Below are 15,658 nucleotides of genomic sequence, written 5' to 3' on the forward strand. Positions count from 1 at the left end.
GCTACTCGCCGCCGGCGGCCTGGCGGTGCTCGAAGGCTTCGAGCAGCTCGCCCAGTTCGTTCGGATCGGGCGCGGCGCCGACCCACTTGCCGCCTTCGGTGAACACCTCCACCTCGGTGGTGTCGGCGTCGAACCAGCAGAGGTACGGGCCGTACCGCTCGATGACCGCCGTGGCGGCGACGGCCGGGTCGGACATCTGCGGCGCGGGCTGCAGCAGCTCCAGTTCGGTGACGACCAGCCCCATCGGCTCGTCCGGCGTGCGGGGCAGCCGGAGGTAGCCGGTGACGCGCAGCTGGTCGCCGGGCACCATCTCGTGCAGCACCTTGTGCGCCAGCGCCGGGTCGTCGACGCCGCACGGCAGGAGCATCTCGTCCGTGCGCTCGTCCGTGGGCGAGACGGTGAGGCGGAAGCGGGCCGTGGAGCCGTGGAGGTCGCCGGGCACGGTCTCTTCGTCCAGGAAGCCGTCCAGGACGATCGGGTCGGTGGCTGCCATGGTCAGCTGGCCTTCGCGGTCGGCGCCTGGTGGGCGGCGTCGTACGCCTCGAGGACCACCTTGCGGATCATGCCCGCGTCGGCGACCTGGTGGCCGTTGGCGCGCGCCCAGGTGCGGATCCGGGCGAGCTCCTCACGGCTGCGTCCGCTGCCGATGCCGGGCCGGATGGGCGTCGGCGCGGCCGTCGCGGCGGCGGGGGCGGAATGGGTGCCGGCCTTCGCGGCGCGCAGGTCCTCCTTCGCCTTCTCCAGCTCGGCCGTGAGCTTGGCAACGCGCTCTTCGGCCTCGCGCTGCGCGTCGTCGGCGGCGCGGCGGGCGGTCAGCTCGGACAGGTCGCCGCGGACCCGGGCGGCCTTGTTGCGGATGCCGGCAGTGGGGTGGGCCTCGGCCCACGCGAGCAGCTGCTCCACCGAGTCGTCGACGGACGGGTCCGCCGTGATGGTGTCGTCGGTCTCGCCCGCGTCGGCCTTGCGCTGCTGGGCGGCCACGAGGGCGGTGATCTCGTCCTCGGACAGGCCGGTCGCCTCGGTGATCTCCTCCATGGAGTGGTCGGCGTAGAACATGGACAGCGCCATCGCCTCGAACGCGTTGGAGGTCTGGGGGGTCTGCTCGGGCATGTCGGGGTCTCCTTCGGAGCTGTTCACGAGGGGGAGCAGGGCGGTGAGGGTGTCGTCGCCGCCGGGCAGGCCGATGGCGTCCAGGAGGAGGACCAGGTCCTCCTTGCTGTCGGCGTGGCGGGCGGTGACCCGGGCCGCGGCGGCTTCCTGCTCGGTGCTGGTGGGGTTGAGGGGCAGGCCCTCGGCTTGGAGGGCCTCCTGCCAGTCGCCGAACATCAGGCGGCCGCCTTGGTGGTCAGGGCGGCCTTGAGGATCGCCATGTTCTGCGCCTGCCGGGCCGGGGTCATCGGCTCCTTCCACGGCTCGTACGGGGCGGGCCGGGTGGGGATGAGCTCCAGCTCCAGGCGGGCCATCACCTGGTCGCGGACGAGCGGCGGGGCGAGGCGGGCCGCCTGCTGCTTCTCCCGCCGCTGACGGTCCTGTTCGGCGACAACGCCGATCCAGTCGTCCCCGAGACGCCGTTTGAGGCCCTTGCGGAGCGTGGCCCGCTGCCGGGGGGTGGTCGCCGCCCACACGCCGGTCGGTGTCAGCTGCCTGTTGGCCAGGGCCCACTTGAGACAGCCGGTGACGATCGGGCAGCCGGAGCAGGCGAGCTTGGCCTTGGCGAGGGCCCTCTCCCGCTCCATGCGGTCGGCGATGTCCTCGATAGCGAACAGCTTCGGGTCGTTCTGGCAGCGGGTCGGGGTGTCGGTGTGGGGGGAGGGGATCCGGTCGTCGGCCACCACGGCCGGGGCGTTCGGGATGCCGGTACGTGCACCGGTCATGACGGGACCTCCGTGAGCTGTGGGGCGAGGTGGGGTAGCTGGACGAGGACCTGCTCGAAGACGGCGAGCGGGACGCGCCACGGTCCGAGCTGGCCGTCGCAGGGCACCGGCAAGGCCAGCGGGTGGACGTCGTCCAGGTCCAGGTGGAAGCGGTCGGGCTGCGCCCAGGGGCCGCACACCGCGCCGGGGTCGGTGTGGGAGCCGGTGATGCGGACGATGCCGAGGACCGCGCGGGTGGGCAGCTCGTGCCCGTGGATCGTGCGGGCCACGAGCGGATTGCGCAGCGCGGTCCGGTCGATCTCGGCTCCGGCGTGCAGCAGGCGCCAGCCCGGCGCCCAGGCCCGGGGCCGGTTCTCCACGCGCTTGTCGCCGTGGAGGATGCAGGCCGCCCAGGGCTGCTTGATGGTGATGCCGCGGATGTGGTCCGGGGCGTAGAGCGTCGGTTTCTTCACGCGGCGGCCCCGAGGGTGTCGGTGCCCGGCCGTCCTGCGCGGCGGCCATTGATGGAGGGCACCGTGGCGTGCTGAGGTCCGGCGAGGACGGCGCGGCCGGTGTGCTTGCCCGCGTACATCGCGGCGTCGGCGGCCCTCTGAAGCAGCGACAGGTCGCGGGTGCCGAGGACGTCGGGGCAGGCGGCGCCGATCGACGCGGCGACGTCGACCAGGGCGCCGTCGTCGACCTCCACCGGCTGTGCGAGCAGCGCGGCGAGCTGGGTGAGACGGAGCTCGCGGCGGGCCGGGCCGATCCGCACGGCGAAGGCGAACTCGTCCCCTCCGAGCCGGCCGACCGCCCCGCGGCTGCCCGCCCAGGCGGTGAGGCGGGTGGCGGTGGCGGCCAGGACGCGGTCGCCGGCGGCGTGCCCGCCAGGTCCGTCATTGATCTGCTTGAAGTGGTCCAGGTCCACGATCCCCACCAGGGCGTGGTCGCTGTACCGGTCGGTGATCTGCCGGGCCTTGGCGGTGAAGCCGTCGCGTCCGAGCAGACCCGTGAGCGGGTCGCGCCGGGCGGCGGACAGCTTCCGGTGCAGGCTGACCGCGTGCACGGTCCAGCCGGTCAGCGGCACGGCGAGCGTGGTGATGAACAGGGCGCGTTGCCCGATCGGGGCCTGTACGCGCACGGTGGAGGCCATACTGGTCTCTCCCTCTCGTCATGTACGGGATGGGTGGCCCGGGGCGGCCGACTGGTTTTCCGGCCTTGGCGGCCGTCCCGGGGCGGATTCAGAACGTGCGGCGCGTGCCGAACAGGCCGTGGGGGTTCACCCAGGGAGCGGCCGTCGCCTTGTTCCAGTCGAGGTCCCAGTCGGGCCGCAGCCCCCGGGCACCCCAACCGCTGACGAACTCGTGCGGGATCTCCTGCCCGGCCTCGTGCAGCAGCCGCGCCTTGTCGTATGCGTCGTGCGCGGCGGTGCGGGCAGCGAGAGGATCGTCGGCCAGGCCGACGAAGATGTGGATGCGCTGCCCCGGCTGATCGTTGTGCTTGGTCGGGACGTCAACCTCGAAGTAGCGAAGCGGCATGACGACCCATCTCCTTCCATCGCTGTCGTGGCGGGACACCCGGCGTCAGTGGCCGGCCGCGTGGTCGGCGGTGATGCGGACGGTGTCCGCAAGCAGCACGGTCAGCTCGTGGCCGTGGTCCACGGCGTCCTCCAGGCGCTCGATGAGCTCCAGGGGCAGGCCGCGGTTGCGGGCGCCGGTCAGGACACCCTCCAGGTAGAGGACGTCGGCCAGGACGCGGCCGCGGACATCCAGGACGCAGGGCTGCACGGTGAGGACGTCGACGTTCTTGGCCGTCGCCATCTGCGCGTGGTCGGCGGCTTCGGTGTAGGCGGTCTCGGTCTGCTCGGTGAGCAGTGCGTCGACCTGTGTGGTGTCGCCGTAGGCGCGGCGCCAACCGAAACGGGCGGCGGCGGCTTCCATGAGGGAGCGACGGGCGAGGGGCACGGTGACCTCCGGGGAGGGCCGGGCGTCCGGTCTCGGCTGACCGGACGGACACCGCACGGCCCCGCCGTCGCCCCCTCGGGAGCGGTGCGGCGGGGCCGTACGGAGAGCGTCCGGTCAGCGCTTGGGACGGAGGGTGAGTGCCATGGGATTACTGCTCCTTCTGGTCGGCCTGGGCGTGGATGCGGGCGATGGTCCGGCGGGCGGCGGCGATCACGAACGGGGTGGCGAGCGCGCCGGCGAGGCTGGCGTAGGTGACGAAGAAGATGTCGGGGGTGCTCACCGGCTGTCGCCTCCCGTCGCCTGCCGGTCGGCGAGGGCCAAGAACTCCACGGCGAGGTCCGGCGCGGACAGGATGGTGCGCAGGATCGAGGCGAAGCCGTCGCGTTCGATGGGGTCGAGCCGGTCCCACACGGCGTGGGCGTCACTGTGAGCACCGACGGCCTTGAGGTAGTCGTCCTCGGTGGTGGCGGTGTGCTCGGTGCCGCACCGTCCGCACCGGAAAACGGCCTGGTCCCAGCCGCACGCGGGAGTCACCGGCGGTCGCCCTTGCGCAAGGTGATCCAGGTGGTGACCAGGGCGGCGGCCACGCCGATCGCGCGGTGCGCCGCCTGGTCTGTTGACTGCACCAAGTTGGTGATCCGCTGGTGTTCCAGCTGGTGGGTGTCGAGGATCTCGGCATGTCCTCGTTTCATGGAATGTCCTCCGTACATCGGGACCTGATGGATGGCCGCGGCCGGTTGCCGTCGGTCGGTGCGGTACTGAAGGGGTCGAGACCCTCGCTGCCGTATGTCGTGGTCGATGCGGCCGGCCGGGAGATCGAGCCGGTGAGCCGGTACCTGCGCGATCTGGCGCTCGGCGACGCGAGCGCTCTAACCGGCCGCAGCTACGGGTACGACCTGCTGCGCTGGTTCCGGGTGCTGTGGGCGGTAGATGTCGGCTGGGAGCAGGCGACCGAGGCGGAGACGACCGCGATGGTCGGCTGGCTCCGGACAGCTCCGAACCCTCAGCGGAGCCGATCGCGGCCGGACTCGATGCCCGCAGGCGTGGTCAATCCGAAGACCGGCAAAGCCACGTTGCGGGACGGATACGCTCCGCGGACGATCGCCCACGCGTTGACCGTGGTGCACGGCTTCTACGCCTTCCACCAGCACTACAGCCGGGGGCCGGTGGTCAATCCGGTGCCGGAGAGCCGGGACCGCAGAGCCCGGCTTGCTCACCGCTCCCCGCTGGAGGCGCCGTCGCTCACCAGGCGGGCTCGCCTGCGGCCGAAGGTGCGCGACCGCCAGCCCCGGGCGATTCCGGACCGGCTGTGGGACGAGCTCTTCGCGCAGATGGGATGCGACCGGGACCGCGCCCTGCTGGCCTGCTACGTCAGCTCCGGCGCCCGCGCCAGCGAACTGCTCGGGGTGCGCCTGGAAGACGTCGACTGGTCGGCCGGGCGCTTGTGGGTGATCACCAAGGGCACAGGCCAGCGGGACCCGGTGCCCGCGTCCCCGCAGGCGTTCGCCTACACGGCGGCCTACCTGGACCAGGCCGGGCTGCCCGAGCCGGGCGGACCGCTCTGGCGGACCCGCCGGGGCGAGTCCAGGCAGCTGACCTACTGGGCGATGCGCCGCGTGATCCAACGGGCGAACGCCGTGCTCGGCACGAACTACACCCTGCACGACACCCGGCACACGGCGGCCACCAGAATGGCGCGGGACCCCTCGCTGACGCTGGTGGAGGTGCAGACGATCCTGCGGCACGCCCATCTCAGCACCACCGCCCGCTACACCGCAGTCGGCCTGGAGGACCTGATGGACAAGCTCGCCGAGCACTACCAGCGCCCCCGACAGGAAGTCCGCTGGTCGCAGACCTACGACGCGGCCGACATCGAGGCGGTGTTCGGTGCCCGGTAGTACCGCTGGCTACAACGCACGGGCCATGGGCCCGACGACCGGACGCATCCAGCGCAACCCCCTGCGGGAGGCGCCGGCGGACCGGGTGAACACCAAGGTCATCCAGCCCGCGCCGCCGCCCGAGCCGGAGAACCCACCCTGGCCGGCCGGTGACCTCTCCCGGGCCTCGCTGACCAAGGTGGCCGACGCGGTCGTGGCAGCCTGGGACGACGAGGGCTCTGAGCGGCGCCGGCTGCGCCGCCTCAGCACGGTGACGATCCTCGAACACCTCCAACGGTTCCCCGGCACGACCTGGCAGCAGCGATGGGTGGCGGCCGGACTGGACGAGTACGGCACAAATCCCGGCGACCTGGGCGGCGAGGACAAGAAGCTGCGCAAGCTGTTTATCTCGGGCACCCGCCAGTTGTTCTGCCTGCGAGTGATCCGCCCGAGCCTGGACGCCTTCCGCGGCCACACCTACCCGAACTACGCCCTCGACTTCCGCCTGGTGGCCAAGGACCCGTTGCTGGACAAGTTCCACGCCGCGGTCGAAGCCTCCGATGCGACCCCGGCGGCCCAGCGCACCGCGCTGTTCGACGTCGCCTGCGCCCTGACCGTGTTCGGGATCTCCCTGGCCGACCTGACGCCGGAGGTGCTGCTGCACTACTCGCTGGAGTCGCGGCGCAAGCAGCTCACCCGCGGGGCCACCAAGCGCGGCCAGGAGTACAACTACGCGGCGATCGCGGCCTGGCACATCCTCTACGAGTCGGGGCACTTCCCGCCGTCGGCTCCGCACGTGCTGCGGGCCGCACTCGTCGGCGGGCAGAAGAGCGTCGAGGAACTCGTCGACCGGCAGCATCTGTGCAACACCAACGTTCGCAACCTGCTGGTGGACTACCTTCGCCGCCGCGCCGCCGACCTGGACCACTCCTCGCTGCGGCAGCTGGCCCGGGTCCTGCCCGGCACGTTCTGGAGCAACGTCGAGAAGGTCAACCCCGACCAGGCCGACCTGCGGCTGAGCGAGGAGACCTACCAGCAGTGGAAGGAGACCATCTCCGTCCTGCCTGGCGGCCGACCCCGGCTCGACATGGACGGCGTGCTGCTCAAGGTCCGCACCTTCTACCTGGACTTGCAGAGCTGGGCGGTCGCCGAACCCGAGCGCTGGGCGGCGTGGTCGGTGCCCTGCCCCGTCCGGGATGCCGAACTGCGCTGGTTCAACGTCCGCCGCCGCGAGATCAACGCACGGATGGCCGAACGCACCCGCGTCCGCCAGCCCCTGCTGCCTCTGCTGGTCGACCACGTCACCAACCGGTGGATGCGGCTGCGCGAGATCCTCACCGCCGCCCAGGCTGTTGAACCCGGTGAGCGGTTCACTGCCGTCGGCGCACAGTGGCAGCGCACCGCCAGCGAGTACGACCTCAAGCGGGCAAAGACGGAGAAGTCCTTCCCTGTCCGGGCGGTCAACCGGGACACCGGCGAACTGGTCGCCGTCACCCGGGACGAGACCGCGGCCTTCTGGGACTGGGCCGTCGTCGAAACGCTCCGGCACGCCGGCCTGCGAATCGAGGAGCTGACAGAGCTGACCCACCTGAGCGTCCGCAACTACCAGCGCCCCAACGGCGAGGTCGTCGCGCTCTTGGTCGTCACTCCCTCCAAGACGGACCGCGAGCGGGTGATCCCGATGTCCGCCGAGCTGTTCCACGTCATCGCTCAGGTCATCCGCCGGCACCGCGGCACCTACGGCACGGTGCCGATCGCGAGCCGGTACGACGTCCACGAGAAGGTGTGGTGCCCGCCCCTGCCCTACCTGTTCCAGACCCAGACCGGCCTGGAGCGACAGGCGATGAGCACCAGCACGATCTGGCGCCGCCTGCGCAAGTGCTGCACCGAGCTGGCCAAGACCCACCCCGAGTTCGTCGGGACGTCGTTCTCCGCCCACGACTTCCGCAGGATCTTCGCCACCGACCTGGTCAACTCCGGGCTGCCCATCCACATCGGTGCCGCGTTGCTCGGCCACCTGAATATCCAGACCACTCGTGGCTACGTCGCGGTCTTCAACGACGACATCGTGCGGCACTACCAGCAGTTTCTTGACCAGCGCCGGCAGCTGCGGCCGGAGGAGGAGTACCGGGATCCCACATCGGAGGAGTGGTCGGAGTTCCAGGAGCACTTCGACAAGCGGAAGGTCGAGCTGGGCTCCTGCGGACGTCCCTACGGAACGCCGTGCGCGCATGAGCACGCCTGCATCAGATGCCCGATGCTCTCGGTCAACCCGACGATGTTGCCCCGGCTGGACGAGCTGGAGGACGACCTGGTCGCCCGCCACCAGCACGCGATCGCCCAAGGTTGGAAGGGCGAGGTCGAAGGCATCGAGCTGACCCTGACATTCCTGCGTTCCAAGCGGGCCCAAGTTCACCGGTCGCAGCAGTTGCCCCCGGTGAACCTGGGCATCCCCTCTGTCCCTCACAGCCGATCCACAGCCGAATGACCAGCAGCCAATCTGCGTCGTCGGGGCGCAACCGAGCACTCAAACCGCGAACACGATCCCACCCCGGATTGCACCCCTCACTCATCGGCGAGAGGCTGGTACGGGAAGCTCCTGGTTCATCCGCTACTGCATGCTACCGAGTCGACTCAAGGGGGCTTAGTCGTGGCACGAATCGACTCCTTTTCTGAATTGCGCGATCGCGAGAACGTGCAAGTCTACGGCGTCCCTGCTTCCACACTGAGAGCCTGGGGGAACCCGTCAAACACAGGCCAAGATTGGGCTGACAGGTATCCCATGATGTGCCACTACACGGGAATCGATGCACTTGCTCGAATTAGGCGTGATGGGCTTCGGCCTGACACATGGGTTTCCCCGACAACATATTCGGCCTGCGCAGCTCCTTACAGCCTGGGACTCTATGATCCCAAGGATCTCGCGGTAGTCATCGACACGATTCAAATTCCCGAACTATGGGGCCCTTCCGTCGCCCCACCCGGAGTATTTCCGGCTGTTTGGGCTGGCGGTGGCATAGAGTTTCAAATAGGGGCGGCGGGAGTGCCTGTCAGCAGCATCCTGCACGTGGTCCCTCTGGAGACGTGCGGGGACACGGTCAGCGGCAGGCTCGCCAAGGGAGGAGCAAGCGGTGGCGGTCTCGTTGTTTGCAAGTGCGGTGCGCGCCATTGAGCACAGCGCTGAACTGACGGCAAAAGAGTTTGGTGAAGCCTCTCCGCCTGCCCACCTTTGGGACGAGGGGCATAACTGGATACTCTTCTGCACCGACAAGGTCGACGGCGAAGAGGTGTATTGGGAGACCAGGGTAGAATTGCGCCCCTTTGCCGACCTCCCGATGGGCAACGAGGAAGAAGCGACAGTTGTCTCTATCGCAGTCCGCGCAAAGGCATGGATTCCCGGAGACAGTCAAGCGACGTGGAGTAGGACACCTAGTTCCGAAACATGGAGTATCCAAGATCGCAATGAAGATGAATTGCAGCAGACTATTGAGCGGTGGCTCATACCAGCCTGGCGTTCAGCCATGATAAACACTAAGGAACAGATCGGGAATCTTCCGAGTGTGGCGGATCAACGTAGAAGCGTGATGGAGTCTCCCTGGCCTTGATGGTGCAGAGAAGGTCCAGCTCCATCAGCGCGGTCCCGGGACCGGAGACGTCCTGGACGGCCTGGGGGTACTCGGTGCCCTCGCCGCCGGCCTTGCGGACGACGGTGGCGTGCTTGATGTAGCCGGACTTGCCGGCCTTCTCCGCGAGCCAGAGCAGCGGTTCGCGCCGGTCCAGGATTCCGTGGGTGATCGCGTTGATCGCGGCGCCGGTGAGCAGGGCGCTGGCGGGGACGCGGTAGCCGAGGGTTCGGGTGACGGCGAGGGTGGAAGCGAGCTGCACGGCGCTGTAGCTGGCGACGTGTCGGCTCACCGAGCGGCGGCCGTAGGCGCTTGCGGTGCAGGTGCGGCCGTCCTTGCCGTGCCGCCAGGGGTTCTCTTCCACCGGGGAGCCGTCGTTCTTGTAGACCAGGTGGCAGCCGTGCATTCCTTTGGTCGTCGCGTCGTGCGAGTTCTGCACGAACTGGTCGCCCAGTGCGTGGACTCCGTCGAAGACGGCGGTCAGGGCGGCGACCAGGGCGAGGCCCTCGATGGCGCGGAGGCGATCGGTCATGCTGGGTGTGCTCCTCATCTCGGATTCGGGGTGGGGTGCGGGGGGTCCGGCCTCTTGCCGATGCTGCGGACGCCCCGTGGTGCCTTCGCCCCCGGCCGGTCTCCGGCCGGGGGCGGTGGTGTTCAGAACGGCGGCTCGTTCCAGGCCGGGATGGGCAGGAGCCGAATGCGCAGCTCTCGCCGGTCGGACCAGCAGCCGCACGCCTCCATCTCGGGGAAGGTGGCGCCGGTCCACCAGCCGCCCTCGCCGTGGCAGCGAGGGCAGTCCGGCCGGGGCCGGGCGGTGATCTCGATGCGGTGCCGGTCGGCGTAGAGCTTGAGGTTGCTGGCCCTGAGCACGACGGCGGCCGTCGCCGCGGCGAGCGGAACGGCGGCGGCGAGCAACAGGGCGGCGCGCAGGTGGCGGGCGGTCACTTCAGCGGACCGCTGCGGCCGTGAGGACGTCGGCGTGGTCGAACGCGAGGTGGGGGAGCGCGTCCAGGGGCCACCAGCGGGCGGCCGTGGCGTCGTCTCCGGCCGTCGGCGGCACGGGCGCGGGCAGGGTGGCCGTGTAGGCGACGCTGACGTACCGACCGCGCGGGTCGCGGCCGGGGTCGTCGAAGGCACCTACCTGCCGAAGGTCCGCGACCGGAACAGCGATACCGGCCTCCTCCTCGAGTTCGCGCGCAGCGGCGACAACGCTCGTCTCTCCAACGTCCACATGACCGCCGGGCAGCGCCCAGTAGCCCTCGTACGGCTCCCAGCCCCGCTCGATCAGCAGCACGTGGCCGGCGGCGAACAGGACGACGTCGGCGGTGTAGCGAATCGCCTCGTCGGTGGTGTCGGTGGTGTCGGTCGTCATGAGCTGGTGTCCTCTCGGATCAGGCGGCCAGCAGGTGCTTGGCCGGGGGAGCGATGTAGGAGGCGGGGTCGGCGGGCGTGCCGTCGAAGCACTCCAAGCACGAGCCCAAGGTCTTGAGCGGGATGCAGTGGAAGTAGCGCCGGCGGCAGGTGCCGCATGTCTGGCGAGCAGCCATCGCCTTGTCGAGCGCGGCTTCCTTCGCGAGCGTCATCGGCAGCTTCGGCTTCGCCAGGTCGATCCGGTACAGCCACGCCCACCGCTTCCCGCCGCGGCATTCGATCCGGGCGACGGGCTCTTGGCCTCCGGGGCGCAGTCCCATCTCCCGCAGCTGGCGGCGGGTCGCGAGGTTCTCGCGCCCGGCCTGCTTCCACCGGAAGACCGGTAAGGAGCCGTCACCGGGGTCGTGCGGGTCGACGTCGACCAGGTCCTCGTCCTGGTCGGCCATCACCTGCTCCAGGAGCCGGGAAGTCGATGCTGGGGGACCGGGTAGCGGGGGCCGGGACGCTGCGGGCGGGGCCGGCCGATCCGGCGGCGCGGGCGGGGGATGAGCACGAGTGTTCTCCTCCAGCGGTTGGGTGGGTCTCACCGCGCCCCGCTGACGTCGGTGCGTCGGCGGGGCGCGGGAGTTGGTGGCCGGGCGGCCTGTCCGGTCCTCGCCCGGCCCCGGGGGCGGGGCGGGCGAGGGCCAGGCAGGGCGTCAGGTCAGCGGGTGCTGCGGGTGCGGAGCAGTCGGGCGGCCTTCTGTCGCAGCTGGTCGAAGAGGGTCGGGTGGGTGTGCCGCCAGGCGGTGCGGTCCACGCCGTCCTCGGTGGGGAAGGTCTGGGAGGCTCCGCAGGTGCACGTCCAGGCGAAGGGCTCGGGGCGGGTGTCGTCGCGGGTGGCGGTGACCGTGACGGGGCGGCCGTCGTGGCGGCCGTGGTAGGTGCCGACCCAGAGCGTGTTCGTGTTCTGCATGAGATGTCCGTTCAGATCCGGGCGCCGCGCCCTGGTCGGTGCGGCACCCCAGCCGGGCGGGAGTGGTGCCTGGGTCAGCGCTGGAGCGGATGGACGTTGTCCGGCTCGTCCAGGTCGTCGTGGACGGGGGCGGGCTGCGGCGGGATGTGGACCTGGGGGCGGATGTCGATGTGGGGCTGGAAGGCGGTGTGGATGACCGGGCGCAGGCTCAGGCCGCGCAGGGCGACGACGGAGGCGATGGTCCAGGCGAGGACGGCGATGCCGGTGGCGACGGTGCGGCCGTCGGCGGGGGAGGCGGACCACACCATGCCGACGCTTGCCGCTCCCCAGAGGCTGTAGGTGATGCGAGCGCCGGTGCTGTGGAAGAAGCCGCCGATCAGGCCGAACAGGCCGACCGCCTGCCAGAAGGCGTAGACGGCGGATCCGCTGACGGCGAGGTGGCCGGTGTGCTGGGCGATGTACGTGCGGATCGGGGTGTCGATCACTGCCCAGAAGCTGTTGGAGGTCTCGGACGCCAGCTGGGTCTCGGGGGTCGCGACCGCGATCTGGTGGGCCACGGCGGAGAGGATGTCGCCGGCGGTGTCCAGCATGATGATGAACGCGCACACGCTGGCCAGGCTGAGCGCCACCTTGATCCAGTTGGCCATCCCGTGCCAGCCCGCGAACTGCGCGTGCCGGACGTCTTCCCACCGCTCGTACAGGAAGCCGCCCTGCTCCCAGGAGGCGTCCCACGCCTCGCGCAGCCGGGCGAAGCGCTTGGTGCCGGGGTCCAGGTCGGTGACCGGCGGCTCGGGCGTCTGGCCGAACAGGTCGAAGAAGCTCGGGCTGTTCGGGCTGGGGTGGCCGTTGACGGGCTTGTCGTCGGACTGCATGCGGGGTGTCTCCCTCGCTCGGGCGGCTGTGGTGGGTGGTGGTGCGCAGGCCGGACGGCCTGGCCCGCACCCGACCGCGAGGGGTTCGGGTGCGAGGCAGGTGGTCCGGAGAGCTGGGGGTCAGAGGCCGCGGGCGTCGGCGAGGCCGGCGGCCTGGTCGAGCATTCGCATCGGGACGCGGCCGGAGCCGTGCGCGTCGTTGAAGGACGGCACGGAGTCGACGTCGTCGCCGAACTTGCGGCGGACCGCGTCCAGGAGCACGGAGGCCGCGCTGGCCTCCAGGCTGCTGTCGCCGCGGGCCTCGATCCGGATGGCCCCGAGCATGCAGCGAGCTCCGTCCTCGTCGACCAGGACGTCCTTGCACCAGCCGCCGGTGAGCAGCCGGTGGTGAGCGCGCTGCAGAAGGGCCGCGACCGGGGTCGGGTAGGACTGCGGCGGCGGCTGGAGCGTCGGGGTCAGCGGGACGGTGACGACGTCGGCCAGGTCCACGGGCTCGGTGTCGATGTGCGCCGTGTTGACCTCGTAGGCGACCTTCGCTTCGTCCAGCCGCACGCTCATCGCCGCGTTGATGAACGCCATGCGTTCCTCGAGGGACAGTGCCGTCGGCGGCGTGGGCGGTGCGGTGGTCGGGGCGGTCTGGTCTATGGCGGGGTGGGTCTGAGGCATCGGGACTCCCTGGAGGCGTCGAAGGCACGGGGCGGGGTGGCGCCTTCGACGCCGACGGCCGGGGCGGTTGTCAGATGCTGGAGATCCAGCCGGTAACGGTGCCGATCGCGTCGGTGATGAAGGGCGCGGCGCCGGTGGAGGCGAGGAAGAAGCCGAACAGGCCGCAGGCCAGGGCGGGCCCGAGGCGTACGTAGCCGCCCCGGATGAGGACGAAGACGACGATGCCGAGCAGGACAACGGCGGAGATCGATACGGCCATGGGCGATGTGTCCTTCCAGGTACAAGCAGGGCCCGGCCGGGATACGGCCGGGCCCTGCGGGGTTGGTGTGTGGAGGTGGTCAGACGCCGGAGAGGTTCTTGATGGCCTCCAGTGCCTGGCGGGGCGAGGTGACCGCGTCGCGGCGCGTGGCGGACTTCCCGCCGCCACGGCGCGGGCCACCGCCGCCGCCCTTCTTGGGCGCACCGTCGTCTTCGCCGTCCTCGCCGTCGCCCGGCTCGTCACCGAACTCGCCGGGCCGGGGCGGCTCCGTCCAGTCGAACCACAGGTCCCGCGCTTCGAGCTCGCGGATCTCGTAGTCGGTGAGAGTGGCGATGGTGTCGGGGAAGTAGTCGTCGAGGCCTGCCTTGAAGTCCATGAACAGCGTGCGCAGGACGTCCGGCTGCTTGCTCTCGATGATCCATCCGGCGCCGCCGGTGTTGGAGTTGGCGGGCGGCTCGGGCTCGCCGCGCATCACCCGCTCGATCCGGCCCGCCTCAGCAGGAGAGAAGGACCGGGGAAGGGGATCAGGCGTCTGCTCGGGCGGGATGCCAAGGGCTTTGAACATGTCGCCGACCTTCTTGGGCGCCACCTTCAGCACGACCGGGATGCAGTTCTCCCGGAGGTTCTCGCACAGCAGCTGCGTGAACCCGTCCTGTACGTAGATGGACTGGCCGGCCACCTTGATGCCGATGCCGTACTTGCGGCCCTTGACGGACACCTTCTCCGCGAGGTCCATGATCTCCGCTCCGTAGTCGCCGTGGCGGGCGGCGGAGAGGAACTCATCGAGGTAGGCGGACAGCATCCGGTAGGGGCAGCCCGGCAGGTTGGGGTCCCAGTCGTAGACCTTGCCGTCCTCCCACGGCATCTCGCCGCGGATCTCCATCAGGGCGTCCAGGGCGCGCAGGAGCCGGATCATGTAGAGCGCGCCGACGCCGTAGCGGTCGGTGTACCCGCCCAGCGTGGCCGCCTTCTCGTCCGGGGCCTCCGCCGCCAGCCACACCACCGCACCGAACAGCGCGTCGGCCGCGACGTGCAGACCCATCAGCTGGGTCTTGCCGCCGCCTGACGGGGCGACGAACAGGCCGTGGGCTGCGCCCCGGTCGGTGTAGACGCGGTTTCGGGCGGGCTGGCCGTTGCCGAGGTAGCCGGTCACCCACCGTCCGTCCTTGTCCGGGGTGAGCAGCTCCCGGGTGGCGGGGAAGACCTGCGCGAGCGGCGAGCTGTCCCACAGGGAGACCAGGATCTGGTTGCCGTCAACGGTGACGAACAGCCGGCCTTCGTCGTACTTGGTCTTCAGCGCGGCCGCCAGGGCGTGCTGGTTGACGCGCGGCTCGCCCATCTCGTCGGGGACCCGGGCGATGTAGTGGGTGACCCGGCGAGCGTGGTCGCGGACTTCCCTGACGAACTCCGAGCCGGGCACCGGGCCGCTCGCGATCCGGTCGGCCCACCACTCGTGAGCGGTGGGGGCCTTGCGGCGCCGCTCTGCGGCATCGGGGGTGACGTGGACTTCCTTCCAGCCGGGCCCGCCTCCGCGGCCGTGCTGCCGTGCCACGTCCTCGATGCGCACATCGGTGACGTCGACTTCGAACGCGGCGGCGATGTCCTCCTCCCTAAGGCCGGTGATGGGTCGTCCAGCCTCGGAGGCGCGCAGCAGCAGCGACAGGTCGTGTCGCGTGCCGGGGTGCGGGGTGGCCTTGATGACGATGGTGCGGCCGGGCAGTCCGCGGTTCTCCCACAGTTGGCGGACCTGGCGGGTGAAGTGGTCGGCCCCGTCGTCCAGCTGCACCGGCGAGGGCTCGGGGCTGGGCTGGAGCTGCGGTGCGGGGGCCGGGGCAGCGAGGGCAGGACGGTGACCCCGGCGGGTGTGCCGGGAGAACGGCATCACCAGCAGGCCGGCCGCCGCCCACCCGGCGGCGAGCAGACCGTCCACGCACCACGGGCCCCAGCCGATCGTGTTCCGGGCGGCGATGTCGACGGCGGCCGCGAACACCAGCGGCGACCAGCGCAGGGCCTTTCGTCCCGCACCGGACTCATCGCTCTTGTAGGCCAGGACCCAGCCGCCGACGCCGGCCGCGCCCGCCAGCTGCACGACCGTGTTGACGGGGCTGTCGGGGTAGAGGTTCGGGGCCGCGGCGAGGACCGGGGCGGCCAGGGTGTAGAGGGTGCGCTCCAGGGCGACGCTGCGCGGCACGGACACGAGGTTCTCCTTCGCGAGATGGCG

At 70.7% G+C, this 15,658-nt stretch carries 21 protein-coding genes; 2 read left to right on the forward strand and 19 right to left on the reverse strand.

All coding sequences use genetic code 11. The features are described 5' to 3' along the window. Position 1 precedes the first annotated feature (1 nt). The 10 genes from ACF1BE_RS29445 to ACF1BE_RS29490 form a co-directional block, all read right to left on the reverse strand. The gene (locus tag ACF1BE_RS29445) at positions 2 to 493 is read right to left on the reverse strand and encodes a hypothetical protein (protein WP_392202040.1); all 492 of its coding nucleotides are present in this window, start codon (positions 491 to 493) and stop codon (positions 2 to 4) included. Between the two features lie 2 nt (positions 494 to 495). Then, positions 496 to 1,326, reverse strand: a complete 831-nt coding sequence (locus ACF1BE_RS29450; RefSeq protein WP_392202041.1) for a histone-like nucleoid-structuring protein Lsr2 — start codon at positions 1,324 to 1,326, stop codon at positions 496 to 498. Beyond that, positions 1,326 to 1,874: a WhiB family transcriptional regulator gene (locus ACF1BE_RS29455; protein ID WP_392202042.1), complete on the reverse strand. Its 549-nt coding sequence runs from the start codon at positions 1,872 to 1,874 to the stop codon at positions 1,326 to 1,328. The genes ACF1BE_RS29450 and ACF1BE_RS29455 overlap by 1 nt, the downstream gene beginning before the upstream one ends. After that, positions 1,871 to 2,326 (reverse strand): hypothetical protein, encoded by a 456-nt coding sequence (locus ACF1BE_RS29460; protein WP_319245890.1) that lies wholly within the window; start codon positions 2,324 to 2,326, stop codon positions 1,871 to 1,873. Before ACF1BE_RS29460 ends, ACF1BE_RS29455 begins: the two co-directional genes overlap by 4 nt. Beyond that, positions 2,323 to 3,003, reverse strand: coding sequence for a GGDEF domain-containing protein (locus tag ACF1BE_RS29465; RefSeq protein ID WP_392202043.1), 681 nt, complete (start codon positions 3,001 to 3,003; stop codon positions 2,323 to 2,325). The genes ACF1BE_RS29460 and ACF1BE_RS29465 overlap by 4 nt, the downstream gene beginning before the upstream one ends. 88 nt (positions 3,004 to 3,091) lie before the next feature. Next, a complete protein-coding gene (locus ACF1BE_RS29470) occupies positions 3,092 to 3,388 on the reverse strand; it encodes a hypothetical protein (RefSeq protein ID WP_392202044.1) in 297 nt (98 codons plus the stop codon). 45 nt (positions 3,389 to 3,433) lie between these two features. Then, positions 3,434 to 3,814: a hypothetical protein gene (locus tag ACF1BE_RS29475; protein ID WP_392202045.1), complete on the reverse strand. Its 381-nt coding sequence runs from the start codon at positions 3,812 to 3,814 to the stop codon at positions 3,434 to 3,436. Between the two features lie 148 nt (positions 3,815 to 3,962). Then, positions 3,963 to 4,094 carry a hypothetical protein gene (locus tag ACF1BE_RS29480; RefSeq protein WP_319246185.1) on the reverse strand — a complete coding sequence of 44 codons (132 nt, stop codon included), beginning with the start codon at positions 4,092 to 4,094 and terminating at the stop codon, positions 3,963 to 3,965. Further along, positions 4,091 to 4,348 carry a hypothetical protein gene (locus tag ACF1BE_RS29485; protein ID WP_392202046.1) on the reverse strand — a complete coding sequence of 86 codons (258 nt, stop codon included), beginning with the start codon at positions 4,346 to 4,348 and terminating at the stop codon, positions 4,091 to 4,093. Before ACF1BE_RS29485 ends, ACF1BE_RS29480 begins: the two co-directional genes overlap by 4 nt. Continuing rightward, a complete protein-coding gene (locus tag ACF1BE_RS29490; RefSeq protein ID WP_392202047.1) occupies positions 4,345 to 4,506 on the reverse strand; it encodes a hypothetical protein in 162 nt (53 codons plus the stop codon). The genes ACF1BE_RS29485 and ACF1BE_RS29490 overlap by 4 nt, the downstream gene beginning before the upstream one ends. A gap of 3 nt (positions 4,507 to 4,509) precedes the next feature. Here ACF1BE_RS29490 and ACF1BE_RS29495 point away from each other — a divergent pair, with 3 nt between their 5' ends. Both ACF1BE_RS29495 and ACF1BE_RS29500 read left to right on the forward strand, forming a co-directional pair. Further along, positions 4,510 to 5,712, forward strand: a complete 1,203-nt coding sequence (locus ACF1BE_RS29495) for a tyrosine-type recombinase/integrase (protein ID WP_392202048.1) — start codon at positions 4,510 to 4,512, stop codon at positions 5,710 to 5,712. A gap of 25 nt (positions 5,713 to 5,737) precedes the next feature. Next, entirely contained in the window at positions 5,738 to 8,179 is a 2,442-nt protein-coding gene (locus ACF1BE_RS29500) for a tyrosine-type recombinase/integrase (RefSeq protein WP_392202049.1), read from the forward strand. A gap of 1,043 nt (positions 8,180 to 9,222) precedes the next feature. Here ACF1BE_RS29500 and ACF1BE_RS29505 read toward each other — a convergent pair. The 9 genes from ACF1BE_RS29505 to ACF1BE_RS29545 form a co-directional block, all read right to left on the reverse strand. Continuing rightward, positions 9,223 to 9,846 carry a hypothetical protein gene (locus ACF1BE_RS29505; protein WP_392202050.1) on the reverse strand — a complete coding sequence of 208 codons (624 nt, stop codon included), beginning with the start codon at positions 9,844 to 9,846 and terminating at the stop codon, positions 9,223 to 9,225. Between the two features lie 122 nt (positions 9,847 to 9,968). Continuing rightward, positions 9,969 to 10,259, reverse strand: coding sequence for a hypothetical protein (locus ACF1BE_RS29510; protein WP_392202051.1), 291 nt, complete (start codon positions 10,257 to 10,259; stop codon positions 9,969 to 9,971). Between the two features lies 1 nt (position 10,260). Beyond that, positions 10,261 to 10,686 (reverse strand): NUDIX domain-containing protein, encoded by a 426-nt coding sequence (locus ACF1BE_RS29515; RefSeq protein WP_392202052.1) that lies wholly within the window; start codon positions 10,684 to 10,686, stop codon positions 10,261 to 10,263. A gap of 19 nt (positions 10,687 to 10,705) precedes the next feature. Continuing rightward, on the reverse strand, positions 10,706 to 11,131 hold the full coding sequence (locus ACF1BE_RS29520) for an RRQRL motif-containing zinc-binding protein (RefSeq protein WP_319246175.1): 426 nt from the start codon (positions 11,129 to 11,131) through the stop codon (positions 10,706 to 10,708). 257 nt (positions 11,132 to 11,388) lie between these two features. Beyond that, positions 11,389 to 11,640 carry a hypothetical protein gene (locus ACF1BE_RS29525; protein WP_319246173.1) on the reverse strand — a complete coding sequence of 84 codons (252 nt, stop codon included), beginning with the start codon at positions 11,638 to 11,640 and terminating at the stop codon, positions 11,389 to 11,391. A 74-nt stretch (positions 11,641 to 11,714) separates the two neighbouring features. Further along, positions 11,715 to 12,512 (reverse strand): hypothetical protein, encoded by a 798-nt coding sequence (locus ACF1BE_RS29530; protein ID WP_392202053.1) that lies wholly within the window; start codon positions 12,510 to 12,512, stop codon positions 11,715 to 11,717. Between the two features lie 120 nt (positions 12,513 to 12,632). Then, on the reverse strand, positions 12,633 to 13,178 hold the full coding sequence (locus ACF1BE_RS29535) for a hypothetical protein (protein WP_392202054.1): 546 nt from the start codon (positions 13,176 to 13,178) through the stop codon (positions 12,633 to 12,635). Positions 13,179 to 13,248: 70 nt separating this feature from the next. After that, a complete protein-coding gene (locus ACF1BE_RS29540) occupies positions 13,249 to 13,437 on the reverse strand; it encodes a hypothetical protein (RefSeq protein WP_392202055.1) in 189 nt (62 codons plus the stop codon). A gap of 79 nt (positions 13,438 to 13,516) precedes the next feature. Further along, positions 13,517 to 15,634: a chromosome segregation protein ParM gene (locus tag ACF1BE_RS29545; protein WP_392202056.1), complete on the reverse strand. Its 2,118-nt coding sequence runs from the start codon at positions 15,632 to 15,634 to the stop codon at positions 13,517 to 13,519. Between the last annotated feature and the right edge of the window lie 24 nt (positions 15,635 to 15,658).

The organism is Streptomyces sp. NPDC014991, assembly GCF_043080665.1.
GTDB lineage: Bacteria > Actinomycetota > Actinomycetes > Streptomycetales > Streptomycetaceae > Streptomyces.

What these genes read in the sequence shown, in the direction of transcription:
- ACF1BE_RS29445 (WP_392202040.1), bottom strand. Translation starts at nt 493, where the DNA reads ATGGCAGCCACCGACCCGATCGTCCTGGACGGCTTCCTGGACGAAGAG.
- ACF1BE_RS29450 (WP_392202041.1), bottom strand. Translation starts at nt 1,326, where the DNA reads ATGTTCGGCGACTGGCAGGAGGCCCTCCAAGCCGAGGGCCTGCCCCTC.
- ACF1BE_RS29455 (WP_392202042.1), bottom strand. Translation starts at nt 1,874, where the DNA reads ATGACCGGTGCACGTACCGGCATCCCGAACGCCCCGGCCGTGGTGGCC.
- ACF1BE_RS29465 (WP_392202043.1), bottom strand. Translation starts at nt 3,003, where the DNA reads ATGGCCTCCACCGTGCGCGTACAGGCCCCGATCGGGCAACGCGCCCTG.
- ACF1BE_RS29470 (WP_392202044.1), bottom strand. Translation starts at nt 3,388, where the DNA reads ATGCCGCTTCGCTACTTCGAGGTTGACGTCCCGACCAAGCACAACGAT.
- ACF1BE_RS29490 (WP_392202047.1), bottom strand. Translation starts at nt 4,506, where the DNA reads ATGAAACGAGGACATGCCGAGATCCTCGACACCCACCAGCTGGAACAC.
- ACF1BE_RS29495 (WP_392202048.1), top strand. Translation starts at nt 4,510, where the DNA reads ATGTCCTCCGTACATCGGGACCTGATGGATGGCCGCGGCCGGTTGCCG.
- ACF1BE_RS29500 (WP_392202049.1), top strand. Translation starts at nt 5,738, where the DNA reads ATGGGCCCGACGACCGGACGCATCCAGCGCAACCCCCTGCGGGAGGCG.
- ACF1BE_RS29505 (WP_392202050.1), bottom strand. Translation starts at nt 9,846, where the DNA reads ATGACCGATCGCCTCCGCGCCATCGAGGGCCTCGCCCTGGTCGCCGCC.
- ACF1BE_RS29515 (WP_392202052.1), bottom strand. Translation starts at nt 10,686, where the DNA reads ATGACGACCGACACCACCGACACCACCGACGAGGCGATTCGCTACACC.
- ACF1BE_RS29520 (WP_319246175.1), bottom strand. Translation starts at nt 11,131, where the DNA reads ATGGCCGACCAGGACGAGGACCTGGTCGACGTCGACCCGCACGACCCC.
- ACF1BE_RS29525 (WP_319246173.1), bottom strand. Translation starts at nt 11,640, where the DNA reads ATGCAGAACACGAACACGCTCTGGGTCGGCACCTACCACGGCCGCCAC.
- ACF1BE_RS29530 (WP_392202053.1), bottom strand. Translation starts at nt 12,512, where the DNA reads ATGCAGTCCGACGACAAGCCCGTCAACGGCCACCCCAGCCCGAACAGC.
- ACF1BE_RS29535 (WP_392202054.1), bottom strand. Translation starts at nt 13,178, where the DNA reads ATGCCTCAGACCCACCCCGCCATAGACCAGACCGCCCCGACCACCGCA.
- ACF1BE_RS29540 (WP_392202055.1), bottom strand. Translation starts at nt 13,437, where the DNA reads ATGGCCGTATCGATCTCCGCCGTTGTCCTGCTCGGCATCGTCGTCTTC.